Source organism: Alcanivorax sp. (assembly GCF_002726155.1).
In the GTDB taxonomy this organism is placed as follows: domain Bacteria; phylum Pseudomonadota; class Gammaproteobacteria; order Pseudomonadales; family Alcanivoracaceae; genus Alcanivorax.
The window spans coordinates 22,727-39,846 of sequence record NZ_PBSH01000039.1; the positions used below are offsets into that span (position 1 = coordinate 22,727).

Genomic DNA, 17,120 nt, shown 5'->3' on the forward strand with positions numbered 1-17,120 from the left:
ATTAGCGTGAATGACGACACTTTTTGTCGTGTTGTTGGTACCCCTGAACTTAGCTAAACGCTCGACACCGGATGCTTGACGTAAAACCTCATAGTCTGAGTGGCTGTCGCTATTACGGTATCTTTTTTGAGGGCTATCCAGATCCATTATTCAGGGAGTCATTGAGCCATTCGTTTTGCGAAGATCACATAGCGGCCATGGCTTTGCATGCAAGCGTCCGTCGTCGGGCATCTAGCGCCCAGCGATTGTCGGGGCTGGATAACGAGATAACGTCTGAAATCGACTCATCACTCAATTTCGCGATGAGCCAAAAAACGGAGAAAATGCTTAGGAGGAGATGAATCAAAAACGGCCGCATTAGCGGCCGTTTTCGGTTCAGGCAGTGGCGTGCCGGTAGTGGGGCAGCCGATCGGCGAATTCCTGTAGTGCATGGATGCCGGATTCGCGGGCGTCGTGGCACCACTTCTCCAATGCGTCCACCATTTCCGATGAGCTGCGGCTGGTCTGTGTCCAGATATCCTGCAGGCGCAGACGGAACTGGTAAATCGCTTCCAGGGTTTCGTTGTTCTCGGTCAGGCTCTTCAGGCGCAGTTCCTGATTGGGCTTGATCAGAGTGAGGTCCCGGTGCAGCAACGCCTTGGCGCGGCCGTACAGGTCTCGGGTGGCGTCACAGGCGCGGGCCTGTTCCTGTTTGAAGACCGGCGCGATCACGGTTTTGCGGTAATGACGCATGACCTGAAAACGGTGCTGCATGACACCGCGCAGCGCGTCCAGGTCGATGCCGCGGGCACTTTTTTCCAGTGCTGGTTTCGGCGCGACTTTCTTCACCTTGGCCAGTCCGAGCATCTCGAACAGGCGAATCCAGGCCCAGCCGGCATCGAATTCAAAGCTGCGTACGGACAGCTTGGCGGAGTTCGGGTAGGTGTGGTGATTGTTGTGCAGCTCTTCGCCGCCAATCAGGATGCCCCAGGGGGAAATATTGCGCGACGCATCAGCGCACTCGAAATTCCGATAACCCCAGTAGTGGCCCAGGCCGTTGATGACACCGGCGGCGAACAGCGGGATCCAGATCATCTGAACGGCCCACACGGTAATGCCCGCGGCGCCAAACAGCAGCAGGTCGATGACGGCCATCAGGGCAATGCCGCCCATGGGAAAGCGGGAATAGACGTTACGTTCCACCCAGTCGTTCGGGCAGCCAGCGCCATATTTCTTCAGGGTCTCTTCGTTTTCCGCTTCTTCGCGGTACAGTTCGGCCCCTTCGCTGAGTACCTTGCGAATGCCTTTCACCACCGGGCTGTGCGGGTCCTCTTCGGTCTCGCACTTGGCGTGGTGTTTGCGGTGGATGGCAGTCCACTCCAGGGTGTTCTGGGCGGTGGTTAGCCATAGCCAGAAACGGAAGAAATGCTTGAGCACCGGGTGCATGTCCAGCGCCCGATGCGCGGAATAGCGGTGCAGGTAAACAGTGACGCTGATAATGGTCACGTGGGTCATGGCCAGGGTGATCAGCACCAAGGCACCGAGACTCGGAGCCAGAAGGCCCTCACTCAGATAATTCAGCATAGATGTCGCACAATAAAAAGACGGAGCCGCTATTGTGCCCTACCCGGGATGACGGACATAAGACACTAAACGGGTCAAATTCGGACTTTACGGCCAATCAGGGTCCCAAAGGTGCTTGCTGGCTGACGAATGGGTACTGCGGCTATTCGCTCCGTTGCAACAACAGGTGCCCCCGGGAATCGACGGAGGCATGCCAGCCAGCGGCCAGCCAGGTGGTGCCCACGGCTTCGTAGATCAGGGCGGGACCGGCGATATGCTGCCCGGCACCCAGTGTTTCGCGGTTATACACGGCCACAGGGGTGCTCTGGCCCGGCAAGCTGATGCGGCGCTCCGCTGGCGCTTCCTGAGTATGGTGGTTCGGCTGGCTTGGCGGGGTGCTGTGGGCCAGGCTCTGGACGCGTAAATTAACTTGCTCGACGGGGAGACCTAATTGATGGCCGAAGCGCTGTTGATGGGCCGCGTGGAAGCGGGTTTCCCGGTCGGCTTGCGTGGGCGCCCAGTCAATCTGCAGTACGGAGGATTGCCCCCGGTAGCACATGTCCACAAACACCCGGTGGCGAATCCGGTCTGCGCTGACGCCCTCCGTCATGAGTTCGACCTGGCCCTGTTGTTGCAATTGCTCAATACGTTCGAGCAAGAGGGCCTGGTTCGCCTGTTCTGGCAGTGCCTGTAGCATTTCCCGTTTGCGCGGGGCGTAGACCAGCCCTTCCGCAGACAGGACGCCCGCCCGTTGCGGAACAATGGCCTGGGTCATACCCAGATTGTCGGCCAGCGCACAGACATGCAGGCCGCCGGCGCCACCGAAGCTCATCAGTGCGAAGTCCGCTGGGTCGAAGCCTTTCTGGATGGAGATCACCCGCAGCGCCTGGGTCATGTGCTCGTTGGCCAGGGCCAGCACGCCTTCGGCGGCTTGCTGGCGCGTCAGGCCCAGCGCCAGGGCGAGCCTGTCCATGGCCTGTTCCGCGGCGGGCACATCCAGCGTCAGTGAGCCGCCGAGGGCAAAGTCCGGCTGCAGCCGGCCCAGCACCACATTGGCATCGGTGACCGTAACTTGTTGCCCGCCTTTGCCGTAGCAGGCGGGGCCGGGGTCGGCACCAGCGGATTGCGGCCCCACGTGCAGCAGGCCCGCGTCATCCACATAGGCCAGCGAGCCGCCGCCAGCGCCGATGGTGTGCATATCCACCATGGGAACGGCCACCGGATAGGGGCCAATGTGGCCCTGCTGCGTCAGGCGAATATCGCCATCAAGCAAGGCCACATCGGTGGAGGTGCCGCCCATGTCGAAGGTCATCAGCTGCGGTTTCTGCAGTTGCTGACCGAGCCGCTGGGCAGCGGCCAGGCCGCCGGCAGGGCCGGACAGTAGAAGGTTGACGGCCAGATCCGCCGCCTGCTGTGAGGCGATGGTGCCGCCGTGGGATTGCATGATCGCCAGTGGCGCGGGGGCCGTGGCCTGTTGCAGGCGTTGCAGGTAGTCGGCGACGCGGGGGGCCAGCCAGGCGTTGAGCCAGGTGGCCATGCCCCGTTCGTATTCTCCCCGGGTCGGCAGTATCTGGTGCGATGGGCTCACCGCAAAGCCGGCATCACGCAAGGCGTCATTGAGTCGTTGTTCGTGCGCGGGGTTCAGGTAGCTGAACAGCAGGCACAGGGCGATGGATTCCGGGGCCAGCTCGCGGACGGCGCTCAACAGGGTGGCAATGTGGTCGTCGGTGAGCGGTGTCACGGGGTGGCCGGTGGCATTCAGCCGTGCCGGGCAGCCGAGCGCGGGCAGCAGGCTGACCGCAGAGGCGTTGCTGGGGGGCGTCAGATTGTAGAGTTCCGGGCGGTTCTGGCGGCCAATGCGGAGGATATCCTCCAGTCCTTCATTGGTAATCAGCAGGGTGCGGGCGCCCTTGCCTTCCAAGGCCGCGTTGGTGGCCACGGTGGTGCCGTGCACGATGGCCAACTGCCCATTGCTCATGGCATCACGCAGGCCCAGCTCCTGGATGCCCTGCAGGATGGCGCGCTCCGGGGATGAGGGTGTAGACAGCACTTTGTGGATGCGCGGCTCACCGTCGCCCAGAAGAACAAAATCAGTAAAAGTGCCGCCGGTATCGACGCCGAGCCAGTAAGAAACGGACATATCAGTTGACAGTTAACAGTTGAAAGTTGACAGCGAAAGACAAAAAAACTGGCAGCAAGGTAACATAGCTGGCACCAGCACGCCCTTAGCTGTCAATTGTCCACTATCAACTGTCAACTGACTTTCCTATGCCTGAATTACCTGAAGTGGAAACCACCCTGCGCGGCATTCGTCCGCATGTGCAGGGGCGTATTTTGACGTCGGTCACGGTGCGTGAGCCGCGCCTGCGCTGGCCGGTCAGCGAGGCGCTTTATGCGTTGCGCGATTGCCCCGTTGTGGCCCTGCGCCGGCGGGCCAAGTACCTGTTGATTGAGCTGGAGCACGGGCAGGTGCTGATTCATCTGGGTATGTCCGGCACCCTGCGGGTGGTGGATGCGACCTTGCCGTTGCGCAAACATGACCATGTGGACTTGCTGCTCGATAGTGGCAAGGCACTGCGCTTCAACGATCCGCGCCGGTTCGGCACGGTGTTGTTCCAGGCCGGCGAAGAGCCACACAGCTTGTTGCAGTCACTGGGGCCGGAGCCGCTCAGTGAGGCTTTCAACGGTGAGGGAATGTTTGCCCGCTCCCGGGGGCGCAAGGTGGCGGTGAAGAGCTTCATCATGGATAACGCCACGGTGGTGGGGGTGGGCAATATTTACGCCCAGGAAAGCTTGTTCATGGCCGGTATTCATCCGTCGCGGGCAGCCGGGCGTATTTCCCTGGCGCGCTATCAGGCGCTGGCGGAGGCCATCAAGGTGGTGTTGGCCCGGGCGATTGAAGCGGGCGGGACCACCCTGAAGGATTTCACCCGGGCGGATGGTCAGCCCGGGTATTTTGCCCAGTCGCTGAATGTGTATGGCCGCGCCGGCCAGCCCTGCCTGCAATGCGAAGCCATCCTGAAGGCGGATCGGCATGGTCAGCGCAGTACCGCCTATTGCCCGCAATGCCAGCGGTGACGGGGCGAAGGACGGGGGATCGCCTCGCGTCGGTGCTGATCAATGATTGAGCGTCCGACCTATTGCTGGCCTAAGAACAAAGGTGTAGATTGTGATGCAATTGTCGGAATATTAACGACTTAGCTGAAACAATGTCAGCGATACTTTAACTATAAAAATACAAGAGGGACTCACCATGAAGCGAGCAAAGCGCCCGGTAGTGGCATCCGTACTCGCCTCCACCATGCTGTTTGCTGCCATGGCGCCCGTCACGGCACAGGCGGCTGAATCATCGAAGCTGGATCGGCCGGGGGAAATGGCAATGATCGGTGACGCGGTTTTTGCGCGCCCATTGCTGCTGGTTTCCACGGTGGTGGGGGCTGGCCTGTATGTGGTCACACTGCCGTTCAGTCTGCTGGGGGGCAATCCGGGAGAGGCCGGTGAAGTGCTGGTCATGAACCCGGGCAAGAATACCTTCGTTCGTTGCCTCGGTTGTACGCCGGCTCAGCACGAGAGCCTGAAGGCGGAAAAAGAGCTGCGTGACAACGAGAAGCAGGAACAGGAAGCGGTGGCCAGCGCGGAATAACCGCCGGTTATCGTTCACCACAAAAAGGCCCCGCACTTGCGGGGCTTTTTTGTGGGTGAGCAAACGGTCGAGACGGGATCAGGTGCTGCCAAGTTTGAGGCAACTGCCTTTCTCCTTGCACAGATCCGCGAACAGGTAATCGCAGAGGCTGGTGACTTTGCTGCTCAGTGCGTCGTCATCAAAAGGGCTGTCGTCAAGCGGTTGCCACTGCATGGCATTGAGTTGCAGCTGTACGTTGCGCAGTAGCAATCGGTGGGGGTCTTTCAGGTCGTACATATCCAGGATGCCGTCGGCATGGATCAGCGTATGCATGCCCATGGCCATGGACCACTGGCCGATGCTGAATGTCAGCGGGTCCTGACCATGGTCTTCCAGTTCGTTATTGCCAATGGCATCGCGAACGACCTGTTCTACCATCCTGCCAATGGGCTGGGTGGCGGTCAGGAACTGCTCCCGACGGCTGGGCGACGACGCCAGCCAGACCACTTCTGTCATGATGTACTGTTCGAGCCGGAAGTGTTCGGGGTAGTGCTGGGCAAACAATGAGTAGGCCAGGGAAAACCCCAGCATCTTGTCGCGACTGGACAGGTCGGAATGGGCGACTTTCTCGAAGTATTCCCGCCGTGTGGTGGTCAGCTCGGTGCAGACCGCGATGAGCAGGTCTTCCTTGGACGCGAAGTGGTGATAGAGCGTACCAGTGGCAAAATTGCAGCTGCGGGCAATGGCCGCCATCTGCACGCCCAGCAAGCCTTCATCGCAAAGCTGCTGTCGGGTTGCCTCAATAAAGAGCTGTTCTCTTTCTGCTAGCGCCTGTTCGCGCCCGCTGCGTGTTTTTGTCATAGTCATAATCTTTTGTGATCCCGCCATTCAGTGTGAATAGCCTTGCAATAGGGTTCAAGCGCTTTTGTCTGCGTGTAGACGGGCGTGCCGTTTACAAAAGCGCCGCCGCCAGTTTTTCCAGCAATCCGTTCAGGTGGCGCAAACCATTATCGGTACAGGCCAGCCGCTGGTCTGTGATGGCGAGCAACCCCTGCTGCTCCAGCGGGGTCAGTGCGTTTTGCCATTGTGAGACCGGCTCTCCGGTGGCTTGCGCCAGCGTGTGCCAGGTGATGCCGTCCACCAGTCGTAAGCCATTTAGCAGGGCCTCGAACAGGCGATCCTCGCGGGCAATGGGCTGGTGCTGGCGGCGGGCATGGGCGGCGTCGGCCAGGTAGTCCTCGGGTTTTCGGGTTTTCTGGTGCCGGTGCACGTGACCCTGCGCGGCTTGGGTGATCTTGCCGTGGGCGCCGGCGCCAATGCCGAGATAGTCCCCGAATTGCCAGTAATTCAGATTATGCCGGCAGCGGCGTCCAGATTGCGCGAAGGCGGAAATCTCGTAGCGTTGGTAGCCGTGCTGAGCGAGCAGGGCGAAGCCGGCCTGTTCGGTGTCGGCCATGGCGTCGCTGTCGGGCTGAACCGGCGGTGAGCGATAGAAAACGGTGTTCGGCTCGATGGTCAGTTCGTACCAGCTCAGGTGAGTGGGCTGCAGGGCGATGGCCTGCTGCAGATCGTCCAGGGCCTGGGCGTGGGTCTGCCCGGGCAGCGCATGCATGATATCCAGGTTGAAATTGTCGAAGCCGGCGGCCCGCGCCTGGTGGGCGGCGTCAATGGCGGCGCTGGCATCGTGGATGCGCCCCAGCGCTTGCAGATGCGCGTTATTGAAACTCTGGACACCGATCGACAGGCGGTTGATGCCTGCGTCGCGAAAGCCTTCGAAGCGGCCAGTTTCCAGGGTGCCGGGGTTGGCTTCCAGGGTGATCTCGGCGTCTGCCTGCAGGGTGAGCCGCTGGCGAATGCCCTGAAAGAGTTGCCGGTAAAAGTCGGCGGACATCAGGCTGGGCGTGCCGCCGCCAATGAAGACCGTTTCCACCGGACGCTCACCGATCAGGGGTAAATCCTGTTCCAGGTCGGTAAGCAGGGCCTGCAGGTAGGCGGCTTCCGGAATCTCGCCCCGCTCATGGGAGTTGAAATCGCAATAGGGGCATTTGCGCACGCACCAGGGGGTGTGGATGTACAGCGAGAGCGGCGGGTTGGTCAGGGGCATGAGTGTTGAAGCAGCTGAGGCAATGGGAAGAGAGTGGGCATGGTAGCAGAATGGTTGATAGTTGATAGTTGACAATGGACAGCGAAAAACAAAGAGTTCGCGGTCTCAGCAGGTCCCGACGGGTTAGCTGTCCACTATCAACTATCAATTGGATTTTATTGTGCATATCTGGGTTGATGCGGATGCGTGCCCGCGTCCGGTGAAAGAAGTGTTATTCCGTGCTGCACAGCGAGCGCAGGTTCCCTGCACGCTGGTGGCGAATCAGCATATCGCCGTACCGCGTACGCCGTTGATCCGCTCCATCCAGGTGGGGCAGGGCTTTGACGTGGCGGATAATGAAATCGTGCAGCGCTGTGAGGCCGGCGATCTGGTGGTGACCCAGGACATACCGTTGGCCGCTGAAGTGGTGGAAAAGGGCGCAGAAGCGGTGACGCCCCGTGGCCACTGGCTGGACAAGGATACCGTGCGTGAACGCCTGAATATGCGTGATTTCATGGAAGAAATGCGTTCGGCGGGGATGCAGACTGGCGGCCCGGCCAGTTTTTCCAGCCAAGACAAGGGGCGCTTTGCCAATGCGCTGGACCGGTGGTTGGCGCGAGCTCAGAAATAAGCCATCACCCCGACCTGCCCCCAGCTGAGGTCACCACCGCCGTCGCGGCGCACATCTTCTCCGGCCCAGCTGTGCTGCCAGCCGGCCCACAGGTTGACCGACCGGTGGCAATGCCAGGTCAGCATCACGCCCACTTCGCGGTGATTGGGGCCGTCATACTCTTCGCTGGCGTAGCCCTGATCATAGGCTTGCGTTAGCCGCAGCTGCGCGATGCCGGTTGGCCAGAGCTGCTGTTCTCCCACCAGCGATAGCGCATAAAAAGCGCCGTCGGCCTGCTTGCTCCAGGTACCGTCTGCGCGCAGGGCCAGCCAGGGCCGTAGATGGGTGGCAATACCGAAGCCGGCTTCTACGTCATCAGGGGTGTCCAGTGCCGGGTCGTCCGCGTGGAACTGCAGGTAGGTCACGTTGAGGTAGGGCTCCCAGCGGCCGATGCCCGGCGCGTACTCCGCAAACAGGTTGTTTTCCCGGTAATTGCTGCTGCCGGTACCCCAGGCTTGCCAGGCCCCCAGGGCCCCGTGGTCTTTTGTCAGGTCGCCGCCCAGGCTATGCAGGCTGTGGCCATCGAGATTGTCGCGGCCTTCGCTGACATAGCGGCTGTGCCATTGCGTCTGCAGGCTGCCGTGTACGGGCGCGGCTTCGCTCAAGGCAGCAGGCAGTAGCAGGGCAAGGCAGAGGCAATGCTGTGGATGGTGGCGACGTGGGGTTGGCACCGAAGCGGCTCCTTGCTGACGGTAAACCCTGACCTTATCAGAGGGGAGCGAAGGCACGGTGAAGGCGCTTACTCCCTGTGCGCTCGTCAGGCTTTCAGTGCTTCGATCAGGTGAGTCATGGCCTTGCCCCGGTGGCTGATGGCATTTTTTTCCTCCGCAGGTAGCTGCGCGGCGGTGCAGCCTTTTTCTTCCACAAAGAAATGGGGGTCGTAGCCAAAGCCCTGTTCGCCTTGGGGGGTCAGTACGATGCGTCCGTTCCAGCTGCCCTGGCAGATTAGTGGGGTGGCGTCGTCTTCGTGGTGCATCAATACAATCAGTGCCACGTAGCGGGCCTGGCGAGCCTCTTCCGGAATCTCGGTGAGCATTTCTACCAGCAGGGCGTTGTTCTTGGCGTCGGTGGCGCCGACTCCGGAAAAGCGGGCGGAGAAGATGCCGGGGCTGCCGTTCAGCGCGGCGACCTCTAGCCCGGAATCGTCGGCGATGGCGGGCAGGCCGGTGTGCTTGCAGGCATTGCGGGCCTTGATGATGGCGTTTTCCACAAAGGTGCTGCCGGTTTCTTCGGCTTCCGGTACATCGAATTCACTCTGGGCGACCACTTCAATGTTGAGGGGGGCCAGCAGGTGCTGCATTTCAGCGAGTTTTTTGGCGTTGCCGGAGGCGAGAACGAGTTTTTCCATGGGGAATCCTGATGAGTTGAAAGTTCAAAACGCGGGGAAAGGCTGTGGGTTGCTCGAAATGGCAATGTCCTCGAGTTGCAAAAGGAGAGGTATCGCGGGGAGGGCCTGACAGAGCCCTGCCAACTCTACCGCGCTTTTCAACTTTGAACTTTCAACTTGCTCCTGAATTAAACTGTCACCCGATAAATGGCGATTTCCCCGAACAGGTTTGGCCACCATTTGCTCAGCATGCTGGTGCGGTGATTACGGTTAATCACCTGGCGTTCGAGGATACGAATGCCGTGCTTTCGGCAGTGGGTTTCAAAATCCTGCACGGTGCACAGGTGAATGTTCGGGGTGTTGTACCACTCGTAGGGCAGTGCGGACGAGACCGGCATACGCCCTTTCAGGCCCAGGTAAGCGCGCACTTTCCAGTGGCCGAAGTTGGGAAAGGTAATAATCGCTTCGCGGCCCACGCGGACCATTTCGTTGAGAATCTGGTCCGGACGCAGCACCGCCTGCAGCGCCTGGGTCATCACCACGTAATCAAAGCGGTGATCCTGGAAATTGCCAAGGCCGCCATCCAGATCCTGCTCCAGCACATTCACGCCCTTTTCAAAACAGGCGGCCAGGTTGTCCTGGTTGATTTCCAGGCCGTAGCCAGCGGTTTGTTTATGCGCTTTCAGGTGGGCCAGCAGGGTGCCATCGCCGCAACCCAGATCCAGCAGGGTGGCGTTGCGGGGAATCCAGTCGCTGATTAGCTGCAGGTCATCACGCATGGTTGCCGGCCTCCCCGTGTTCTGTCCGGTTTTCGGTTTCGTTAGCGCTGTTTTCCACCTCGTTGGCGACCCTGTGCATGTAGGCGCCGAATAACTTGGTGTACTCGGGGATGTCCAGCAGGAAGGCGTCATGCCCCTTGGGGGTATCGATTTCCGCGTAACTCACATTGCGGCCGGCGTGGACCAGGCCGTTGACGATTTCCCGGCTGCGTTCCGGCGCGAAGCGCCAGTCCGAGGTAAACGACATGACCAGGAAGTTGCAGCTGGGCTTGGCCAGGGCCTGCTCCAGTGAATGGTCAAACTCCCGGGCCGGGTCGAAATAGTCCAGTGCCTTGGTCATCAGCAGGTAGGTGTTGGCGTCGAAGTTGCGTGAAAACACCTCGCCCTGATGGCGCAGGTAGGATTCCACCTGGAACTCCACATCGAAGCCGAAATGGAAGCGCCCGGCGCGCAGGTCGCGGCCGAACTTCATGCGCATGGCGTCGTCACTCAGGTAGGTGATGTGGCCGACCATGCGCGCCAGAATCAGCCCCTGACGCGGGTAGGTATCGTGTAGGTAATAGCGCCCGCCATGGAAGTTCGGGTCGGTCAGAATGGATTGCCGGGCCACTTCGTTGAAGGCGATATTCTGGGCAGAGAGCTTTGGCGCGGCGGCGATGACCACTGCATGGCTGAGGCGTTCCGGGTAATCGATGGACCACTGCAGGGCCTGCATGCCCCCCATGCTGCCGCCGATGACTGCCGCCCAGCGTTGAATGCCCAGCACATCGGCCAGCCGTGCCTGGCTGTTCACCCAGTCTTTCACTGTCATCATGGGGAAGTCCGGCCCCCAGGGCTGGCCGGTCTCCGGGTTGAGGGACGCCGGGCCAGTGGAGCCGTGGCAGCCGCCCAGGTTGTTCAGGCTCACTACGAAGAAGCGATCCGTGTCGATGACCTTGCCGGGGCCGATACAGGTATCCCACCAGCCCGGGCGCTTGTCGTCTGGCCGGTGATAGCCGGCGGCATGATGGTGGCCAGACAGGGCATGGCAGATCAGCACCGCGTTGGATGCGTCGCTGTTCAGGGTGCCGTAGGTTTCATAAACCAGATCATAGGTCGGCAGCGTGCGGCCACATTCCAGCTCCAACGGGGTGTCGAAGTGGTGAACCTGTGGCTCGATCAGCCCTACGGAGCCGGCGGCGGCATGGGGCAAGACGTCGGAATTCTGTTGCGACATGGTGACTCGCTAGCAAGAGATGTCGCAAAGTCTAAAGCCCGCCCGGTGGGGGCGCAATCAAAGCCCGGCCGTTGCCATGGTATCCTGCTGAATCGGTACGTTATTTTTACTGAAGGCAGTCGCTTAAAGGGGACGGGTTGCATGGCGAAAGAATCGGTAGTGGACGCTTTGTATGAAAAAGTGGCCAACGATGAAGATGCGCGCACCTGTACGGACATCAGTGAGGATGCTTGCCGGGAGGTGCCGGGGAATTTCTTTCGGATTATTGCCGCTAATACCCTGACCAAGGTCGGCGACCTGCTGATCAACCCGAAAACGGTGCTGGCCTGGTTGATCAGTGCGGTGGGGGCGCCAGGCTCACTGGCCGCCCTGCTGGTGCCCATTCGCGAGTCCGGCTCGTTGATTCCCCAGTTGATGATCGGCGCACTGGTGCGTCGCTACCCGGTCCGCAAGGGTTTCTGGGTGCTGGGTGCGGCGTTGCAGGGGCTATCGGTGTTGGGGATGGCGTTGGTGGTCTGGTTGCTGGATGGCCTGGCTGCGGGGTGGGGGATTGTCGGCCTGCTGGTGCTCTTTAGCATCAGCCGGGGCTTCTGTTCCGTGTCCATGAAGGATGTGCAGGGCAAGTGTATTCCCAAATCCCGCCGTGGCCGGCTCACCGGCCTGTCGGCCACGTTGTCCGGCGCGCTGACCTTCGGGCTGACGCTGCTGATTTTCCGTGGCGACAGCGACCCTTCCGTCCTGTTCTACAGTGCGCTACTGGCCGGTGCCGGTGCGGCCTGGTTGGTGGCCGCGCTGGTGTTTCTGTCCGTGGATGAATATCCCGGTGCCAGCGAGGGCGGCAACAACGCCCTTCGCGAGGCCTGGAACAGCTTGTCCCTGTTGAAGGACGATGCGCCTTTTCGGCGTTTCGTCATCACTCGTGCCTTGCTGATGGCGTCGTCATTGGCGTCGCCGTTTCTGGTGTTGCTGGCGAAAGAGCAGTCCAGCCTGGCGTTGCTGCTGGGGAGTTTCGTTTTGGCATCGAGCCTGGCCAGTGCAGTGAGTGCTACGGTGTGGGGCTATATGGCGGACAGCTCCAGCCGCACCGTGATGGTTCGCGGTGGTGCGCTGGCGGCATTGGTGTGTGTGGTGGCGGGGGCGGTGTCGGTGTCCGGCGTGCAGACAGAGGGGATGCACTGGTTGTACCCGGTGGCTTTTTTCATCCTGGCCATTGCCCATGCCGGCGTGCGCATCGGCCGCAAGACTTACATGGTGGACATGGCGGGCGGCACCAAGCGCACCGATTACACTGCGGTGAGTAATACCGTGATTGGTGTCCTGTTGCTGGCGGTGGGCGGTATCAGTGCGGCGGTGGCCCTGTTGGGGAACGACTGGGCGTTGCTGGTGCTGGGCACGATGGGCGCCATGGGCGTTGTGAGTGCCAGGTTGCTAAGCGAGGTGTGAGCGGGAATCTCAAGTGTCGTTCTTCGGTAACTGGTGTAAGCCTTTTCCTAAAGTTGAGCGGGCACCTTTACATTTTTGTAATCCTCCTTATGCTCTCGTTTTTTACTTGAGGGGAAGGACGACCATGAAAAAAACACTTACTACTTTAGCGCTTCTGGCTGCCGCAACTGGCGTACATGCGGAGAAGACGTCAGCGTTTACTTTGGGTGGTGCGCTTTCTGTGGATGTCAGCGATTACATCGAACAGGTTGATGATGACGCTGCGTTTGCTAGCCTGGACGAGGATGTTCCGGGTATTGGTGCTGATATCTATGCTGGTTTCATGTTTGCTGGCGCGTCTACTGTGCGGGTGGGGTATCGCGTCTTTGGTGTGCAGGAAGCGGACGTGGATTACGTCTTGGGTGGCTCTGGTGATTTCGAAGTAGAAACCGATGGTATGTACGTCGCGCTGGACCTGATGATGCCACTGAATGAAACCTTTGCGTTGGGTGGTACCCTGGGTATCCAGAACTGGGATGCTGAAGTGGATGCGGACGGCGACAAGTTTAAAGACGACGGAAGTGATGTTTTTTACGGTGTTCGTGCGAAATGGAAGATTCAGGAAATGGGCGCGGTGACGGCTTCCATTAACCGTTACAAACTCGGTACGTCAGATTTTACCGGCACGCTGGATCATGATATTGAATTCACTACCTTTGGCGGTGGTTTCGAGTTCTTTTTCTAACGGTTGCTCCTGGTCTTGGAAACAAAAAGCCCCGACGTAAAACGCCGGGGCTTTTTTGTGGGCGGGCGTTACTGGCGGGATCAGAGCTTCTCGAATAACAAGTCCCAGACTCCGTGGCCAAGTTTTTCACCGCGGCGTTCAAACTTGGTTTCCGGGCGCCAGCTCGGGCGCGGCGAGAACCCGCCAGGCCCCGCCACATTGTTGAAACCCTCGGCTGTGTTCATCACTTCCATCATGTGTTCGGAATAATTTTCCCAGTCTGTGGCCATATGCAGGATGCCGCCTGGCTGTAGTTTGCGCTGCACCAGTGCTACCCAGGCGGGCTGGACAATGCGGCGTTTGTGGTGCTTTTTCTTGTGCCAGGGGTCGGGGAAATAGAGTTGCACCCGTGCCAGGCTGTTGTCGGGAATACACAGTTCCAGGATTTCTACCGCATCGTCACAGTAGCTGCGCAGGTTATTCAGGCCCTGCTGCTCGATTTCTATGAGCAGGGCGCCCACGCCGGGACGGTGCACTTCGATACCGATAAAATCCTTGTCCGGGTCGGCGGCGGCCATTTGTGCCAGTGACTGGCCCATGCCGTAACCAATTTCGAGAACCCGTGGGGCATTGCGGCCGAAAACGCCTTCAGGATCAAGGATTCCCTGATCCCGCTCCAGCCCGAAGCGGGGCCACAGGGTATCCAGAGCATTGCGTTGCCCGGCAGTCAGACGCCCCTCGCGCAGCACAAAGCTGCGTACCTTGCGCATGACCTTGCCGGTTTTCGGGTCTTTATCGTGGTTGATGAAATCGAGCATGGGGCCGGGCTACCGTAGTGAAAAAGGGCGGATGGAAAAAGGATTTCAACCGGGCGATTATAGCAAAAAGGGACGGGTGACGGTGAAGGTGCTGTCTTCACGCGGCATTGATCAGTGATGCGTATATTGAACGCATAGACCAATACAATTCTGCCCTGAAGTGCACGAGCATCAACGGTTCAACACTTCCCCTTGGCGCCAGCTCTCCCCCGAGTGGCGCCGTTTTTTTGCCTGCTGCGCAGGTGCTGTTGGGCTAGCGGCTCAGGCCATCCAGTGGTGAGGATGCGGAGGCGTAGGCCTTGCGCGGCATCCGTCCTGCTAAAAAGGCTTCACGGCCAGCTTCAATGGCTTTCTTCATGGCAGAGGCCATCAATACCGGCTTTTGGGCATGGGCCACGGCCGAGTTCAGCAGGACGCCATCGCAGCCCATTTCCATGGCCAGTGCGGCATCGGAGGCGGTGCCTACGCCTGCATCCACAATGATCGGCACATTGGCTTCTTCCATGATCAGCTTGATGTTGTGCGGGTTGAGAATGCCCAGCCCGGAGCCGATCAGTGAACCCAGCGGCATCACCGCCACACAGCCCATGTCTTCCAGTTCTTTTGCCACGATAGGATCGTCGTTGGTGTACACCATCACCTTGAAGCCGTCGTCGATCAGTTCGCGGGCGGCGCGCAGGGTGTGGGTAATATTCGGGTACAGGGTTTTCTGGTCGCCGAGTACTTCCAGTTTTACCAGGTCGTGGCCATCCAGTAGTTCCCGTGCCAGCTTGCAGCATCGCACCGCATCTTCGGCGCTAAAGCAGCCGGCGGTGTTGGGCAGGATGGTGTACTTATCCGGGCTGACAAAATCCAGCAGGTTGGGTTCGTCCGCGTTCTGGCCAATGTTGGTACGGCGAATGGCGACGGTGACAATTTCCGCACCGCTGGTTTCAATGGATTCGCGGGTTTCGTCGAAATCCTTGTACTTGCCGGTGCCGATCAGCAAGCGGGAGGAGTAGGTTTTTCCGGCAATGGTCAGCAGGTCGGACATTCTGGCCTCGATAATTCGGTGAGTAGTGTGCTGTCAGGATAATTCGGGTGGTGCGGATTAGCCGCCGCCGATGGCGTGGACAATTTCCACTACGTCATCTTCGTTCAGGGCGAAGTCGGCGTGCTGGCTTTTCGGGATGATCTCCCGGTTCACTTCCACCGCCAGCCGGCGGCCAGCCAGTTCCATCTGGGTTACCAGGTCGGCAATGGTGTTGCCGTCCAAGGAAAGAGTATCGCCATTAACAGTGAGCTTCATGATCTTTATCAAACGTGTTTGAAAAGGGACCAGGCCAGCATCATCCAGCCGATGATCAGGGCGGTGCCGCCTAGCGGAGTGATGGCGCCAAGCCATTTCTGTCCGCTCAACACCAGTACGTACAGGCTACCACTGAATACCAGCATACCGGCAAACAGCACCCAGCCGGCGGTAATCATGCTGGAGGCGCCGAAGGTCTTTGCCAGTAAGCCCACCAGTAATAGCGCCAGTGCATGGAAAAAGTGATATTCACTGGCGGTGGCCCAGGTGGCGAGCAGGGATTCGTCCACACGGGCTTTCAGGCCATGGGCGCCGAAGGCGCCGAGCATAACGGCAAGGGCGCTGTTGAGGGCGCCGAGGATAAGCAGGGTTTTCATTCGGGACTCCGCAGTGGCGGTCAAAACGAGTGCCGCCTCGGGTTGCATAGTGTACCGGAATATCCGTGTCGCGGGGTACATTCGTTGCGAGGGTAGGGGCGCCGCTTGGGGCGCGAACCCGAGCCTTGGCGAGGAATGTCGTTTCGAGTAACGAGAAGGGGTTGCGAGGGGCCGCTATTCGCGCCTCAAGTGGCGTTATTCGCTTCGCTCACCCTTACGGGCCAGCCTGTGGCTGTTACCTTCGCAAGCTCGGTTCCTGCAGCGGGAATAAGGTTCTTGCGTGTCACGACCGCATGATACATGTCGTTGCCGTAAAGCGGCACAAAAAAGCCCCTCGAAAGGGGCTTTTAGCGTGTTGCTTGTTGCGTGAAGCACGCAGCGTCTCTTTTACGCTGCGATGGCGTTACGCAGTTTCTTGATGGCGTTGTTTTCCAGTTGCCGGATCCGCTCAGCGGAGACACCGTACTCGTCGGCCAGCTCCTGCAGGGTGGATTTCTGGTCTGCCAGCCAGCGGCGCTCCAGAATGTCGCGGCTGCGTTCGTCCAGTGCCATCAGTGCAGAACTCAGCTGGCGGCTTTCGCGCTGCTGCTTGTCCTGTTCGGCCAGCAGGTCAGCCGGGTCGCTGTTGTCGCTGTGCAGATAGGCTGCCGGCGACACCACGGTGCTGTCGTCGTCATCGCTGGTGGGGCCATCAAAGCTGGCGTCATAGGCGCCCAGTCGGCCTTCCATTTCTTTCACCTGGGCGGCGGTGACACCCAGGTCGTCTGCTACCCGCTGGGCTTCTTCCAGGGTCAGGCGGCCCAGACGTTTTTTCTGCCCGCGCAGGTTGAAGAACAGCTTGCGCTGGGCCTTGGTGGTGGCCACTTTCACGATGCGCCAGTTCTTGATCACGTATTCGTGGATCTCCGCCTTGATCCAGTGGACGGCAAAGCTCACCAGCCGCACACCCTTGGTGGGGTCAAAGCGTTTTACGGCTTTCATCAGGCCCACGTTGCCTTCCTGCACCAGATCGCCCAGCGGCAGGCCGTAGCCGGTATAGCTGCGAGCAATATGGGCCACAAAGCGAAGGTGAGACAGCACCAGGCTGCGTGCAGCATCCAGGTCCTGATCGTAATAAAGTCGTTCGCCCAGACGTTGTTCTTCCTCTGCGCTGAGTACCGGCACGGCGTTAACGGCTCGCATGTAGGCGTCCAGGTCGTTACCCGGTACGGCTAATGTGAGCGCCTGTGCGCGTTCTGAAAGGTGTGTCATG

18 protein-coding genes are annotated in these 17,120 nt (G+C 59.8%); 5 read left to right on the forward strand and 13 right to left on the reverse strand.

The features are described from left to right. Positions 1 to 375: 375 nt before the first annotated feature. A complete protein-coding gene (locus CL546_RS11880) occupies positions 376 to 1,563 on the reverse strand; it encodes a DesA family fatty acid desaturase (protein WP_290495231.1) in 1,188 nt (395 codons plus the stop codon). A gap of 142 nt (positions 1,564 to 1,705) precedes the next feature. After that, positions 1,706 to 3,682 carry a hydantoinase/oxoprolinase family protein gene (locus tag CL546_RS11885; RefSeq protein WP_290495233.1) on the reverse strand — a complete coding sequence of 659 codons (1,977 nt, stop codon included), beginning with the start codon at positions 3,680 to 3,682 and terminating at the stop codon, positions 1,706 to 1,708. 128 nt (positions 3,683 to 3,810) lie between these two features. Between CL546_RS11885 and mutM the strand changes: the two genes are divergently transcribed. Continuing rightward, positions 3,811 to 4,620 carry a bifunctional DNA-formamidopyrimidine glycosylase/DNA-(apurinic or apyrimidinic site) lyase gene (mutM, locus tag CL546_RS11890; protein WP_290495235.1) on the forward strand — a complete coding sequence of 270 codons (810 nt, stop codon included), beginning with the start codon at positions 3,811 to 3,813 and terminating at the stop codon, positions 4,618 to 4,620. 175 nt (positions 4,621 to 4,795) lie between these two features. Then, on the forward strand, positions 4,796 to 5,185 hold the full coding sequence (locus CL546_RS11895) for a hypothetical protein (RefSeq protein WP_290495237.1): 390 nt from the start codon (positions 4,796 to 4,798) through the stop codon (positions 5,183 to 5,185). Positions 5,186 to 5,263: 78 nt separating this feature from the next. On the opposite strand, the gene CL546_RS11900 is transcribed toward CL546_RS11895, so the two are convergent. Together CL546_RS11900 and hemW are read right to left on the reverse strand one after the other, a co-directional pair. Continuing rightward, positions 5,264 to 6,025 carry a TetR/AcrR family transcriptional regulator gene (locus CL546_RS11900; protein WP_290495238.1) on the reverse strand — a complete coding sequence of 254 codons (762 nt, stop codon included), beginning with the start codon at positions 6,023 to 6,025 and terminating at the stop codon, positions 5,264 to 5,266. Between the two features lie 91 nt (positions 6,026 to 6,116). After that, positions 6,117 to 7,268 (reverse strand): radical SAM family heme chaperone HemW, encoded by a 1,152-nt coding sequence (hemW, locus tag CL546_RS11905; RefSeq protein ID WP_290495240.1) that lies wholly within the window; start codon positions 7,266 to 7,268, stop codon positions 6,117 to 6,119. 160 nt (positions 7,269 to 7,428) lie between these two features. On the opposite strand from hemW, the gene CL546_RS11910 reads away from it, so the two are divergent. Further along, positions 7,429 to 7,878, forward strand: coding sequence for a YaiI/YqxD family protein (locus tag CL546_RS11910; RefSeq protein ID WP_007149403.1), 450 nt, complete (start codon positions 7,429 to 7,431; stop codon positions 7,876 to 7,878). Here CL546_RS11910 and CL546_RS11915 read toward each other — a convergent pair. From CL546_RS11915 to metX, 4 genes are all read right to left on the reverse strand, one after another. Then, positions 7,869 to 8,588 (reverse strand): hypothetical protein, encoded by a 720-nt coding sequence (locus CL546_RS11915; protein ID WP_290495243.1) that lies wholly within the window; start codon positions 8,586 to 8,588, stop codon positions 7,869 to 7,871. The two genes, CL546_RS11910 and CL546_RS11915, sit on opposite strands and share 10 nt — an antisense overlap. An 86-nt stretch (positions 8,589 to 8,674) precedes the next feature. Next, complete coding sequence (rdgB, locus tag CL546_RS11920; protein WP_290495245.1) at positions 8,675 to 9,265, reverse strand: RdgB/HAM1 family non-canonical purine NTP pyrophosphatase; 591 nt, start codon at positions 9,263 to 9,265, stop codon at positions 8,675 to 8,677. Positions 9,266 to 9,432: 167 nt separating this feature from the next. Beyond that, positions 9,433 to 10,023, reverse strand: a complete 591-nt coding sequence (gene metW, locus CL546_RS11925) for a methionine biosynthesis protein MetW (RefSeq protein ID WP_290495247.1) — start codon at positions 10,021 to 10,023, stop codon at positions 9,433 to 9,435. Further along, a complete protein-coding gene (gene metX, locus CL546_RS11930; RefSeq protein ID WP_290495249.1) occupies positions 10,016 to 11,239 on the reverse strand; it encodes a homoserine O-succinyltransferase MetX in 1,224 nt (407 codons plus the stop codon). Before metX ends, metW begins: the two co-directional genes overlap by 8 nt. 141 nt (positions 11,240 to 11,380) lie before the next feature. Here metX and CL546_RS11935 point away from each other — a divergent pair, with 141 nt between their 5' ends. Together CL546_RS11935 and CL546_RS11940 are read left to right on the forward strand one after the other, a co-directional pair. After that, positions 11,381 to 12,682, forward strand: coding sequence for an MFS transporter (locus CL546_RS11935; protein WP_290495251.1), 1,302 nt, complete (start codon positions 11,381 to 11,383; stop codon positions 12,680 to 12,682). A gap of 124 nt (positions 12,683 to 12,806) precedes the next feature. After that, entirely contained in the window at positions 12,807 to 13,406 is a 600-nt protein-coding gene (locus CL546_RS11940; RefSeq protein WP_290495253.1) for an outer membrane beta-barrel protein, read from the forward strand. Between the two features lie 80 nt (positions 13,407 to 13,486). On the opposite strand, the gene trmB is transcribed toward CL546_RS11940, so the two are convergent. The 5 genes from trmB to rpoH all read right to left on the reverse strand — a co-directional run bounded on the left by trmB (position 13,487) and on the right by rpoH (position 17,119). Then, entirely contained in the window at positions 13,487 to 14,203 is a 717-nt protein-coding gene (gene trmB, locus CL546_RS11945; RefSeq protein ID WP_290495255.1) for a tRNA (guanosine(46)-N7)-methyltransferase TrmB, read from the reverse strand. A 253-nt stretch (positions 14,204 to 14,456) separates the two neighbouring features. Then, positions 14,457 to 15,236, reverse strand: a complete 780-nt coding sequence (locus CL546_RS11950) for a thiazole synthase (RefSeq protein ID WP_290495257.1) — start codon at positions 15,234 to 15,236, stop codon at positions 14,457 to 14,459. A gap of 57 nt (positions 15,237 to 15,293) precedes the next feature. Continuing rightward, positions 15,294 to 15,491 (reverse strand): sulfur carrier protein ThiS, encoded by a 198-nt coding sequence (thiS, locus tag CL546_RS11955; RefSeq protein ID WP_290495259.1) that lies wholly within the window; start codon positions 15,489 to 15,491, stop codon positions 15,294 to 15,296. A gap of 8 nt (positions 15,492 to 15,499) precedes the next feature. Next, complete coding sequence (locus tag CL546_RS11960) at positions 15,500 to 15,868, reverse strand: DUF423 domain-containing protein (RefSeq protein ID WP_290495260.1); 369 nt, start codon at positions 15,866 to 15,868, stop codon at positions 15,500 to 15,502. Positions 15,869 to 16,255: 387 nt separating this feature from the next. After that, positions 16,256 to 17,119, reverse strand: a complete 864-nt coding sequence (rpoH, locus tag CL546_RS11965; protein WP_290495262.1) for an RNA polymerase sigma factor RpoH — start codon at positions 17,117 to 17,119, stop codon at positions 16,256 to 16,258. Position 17,120: the final 1 nt, after the last annotated feature.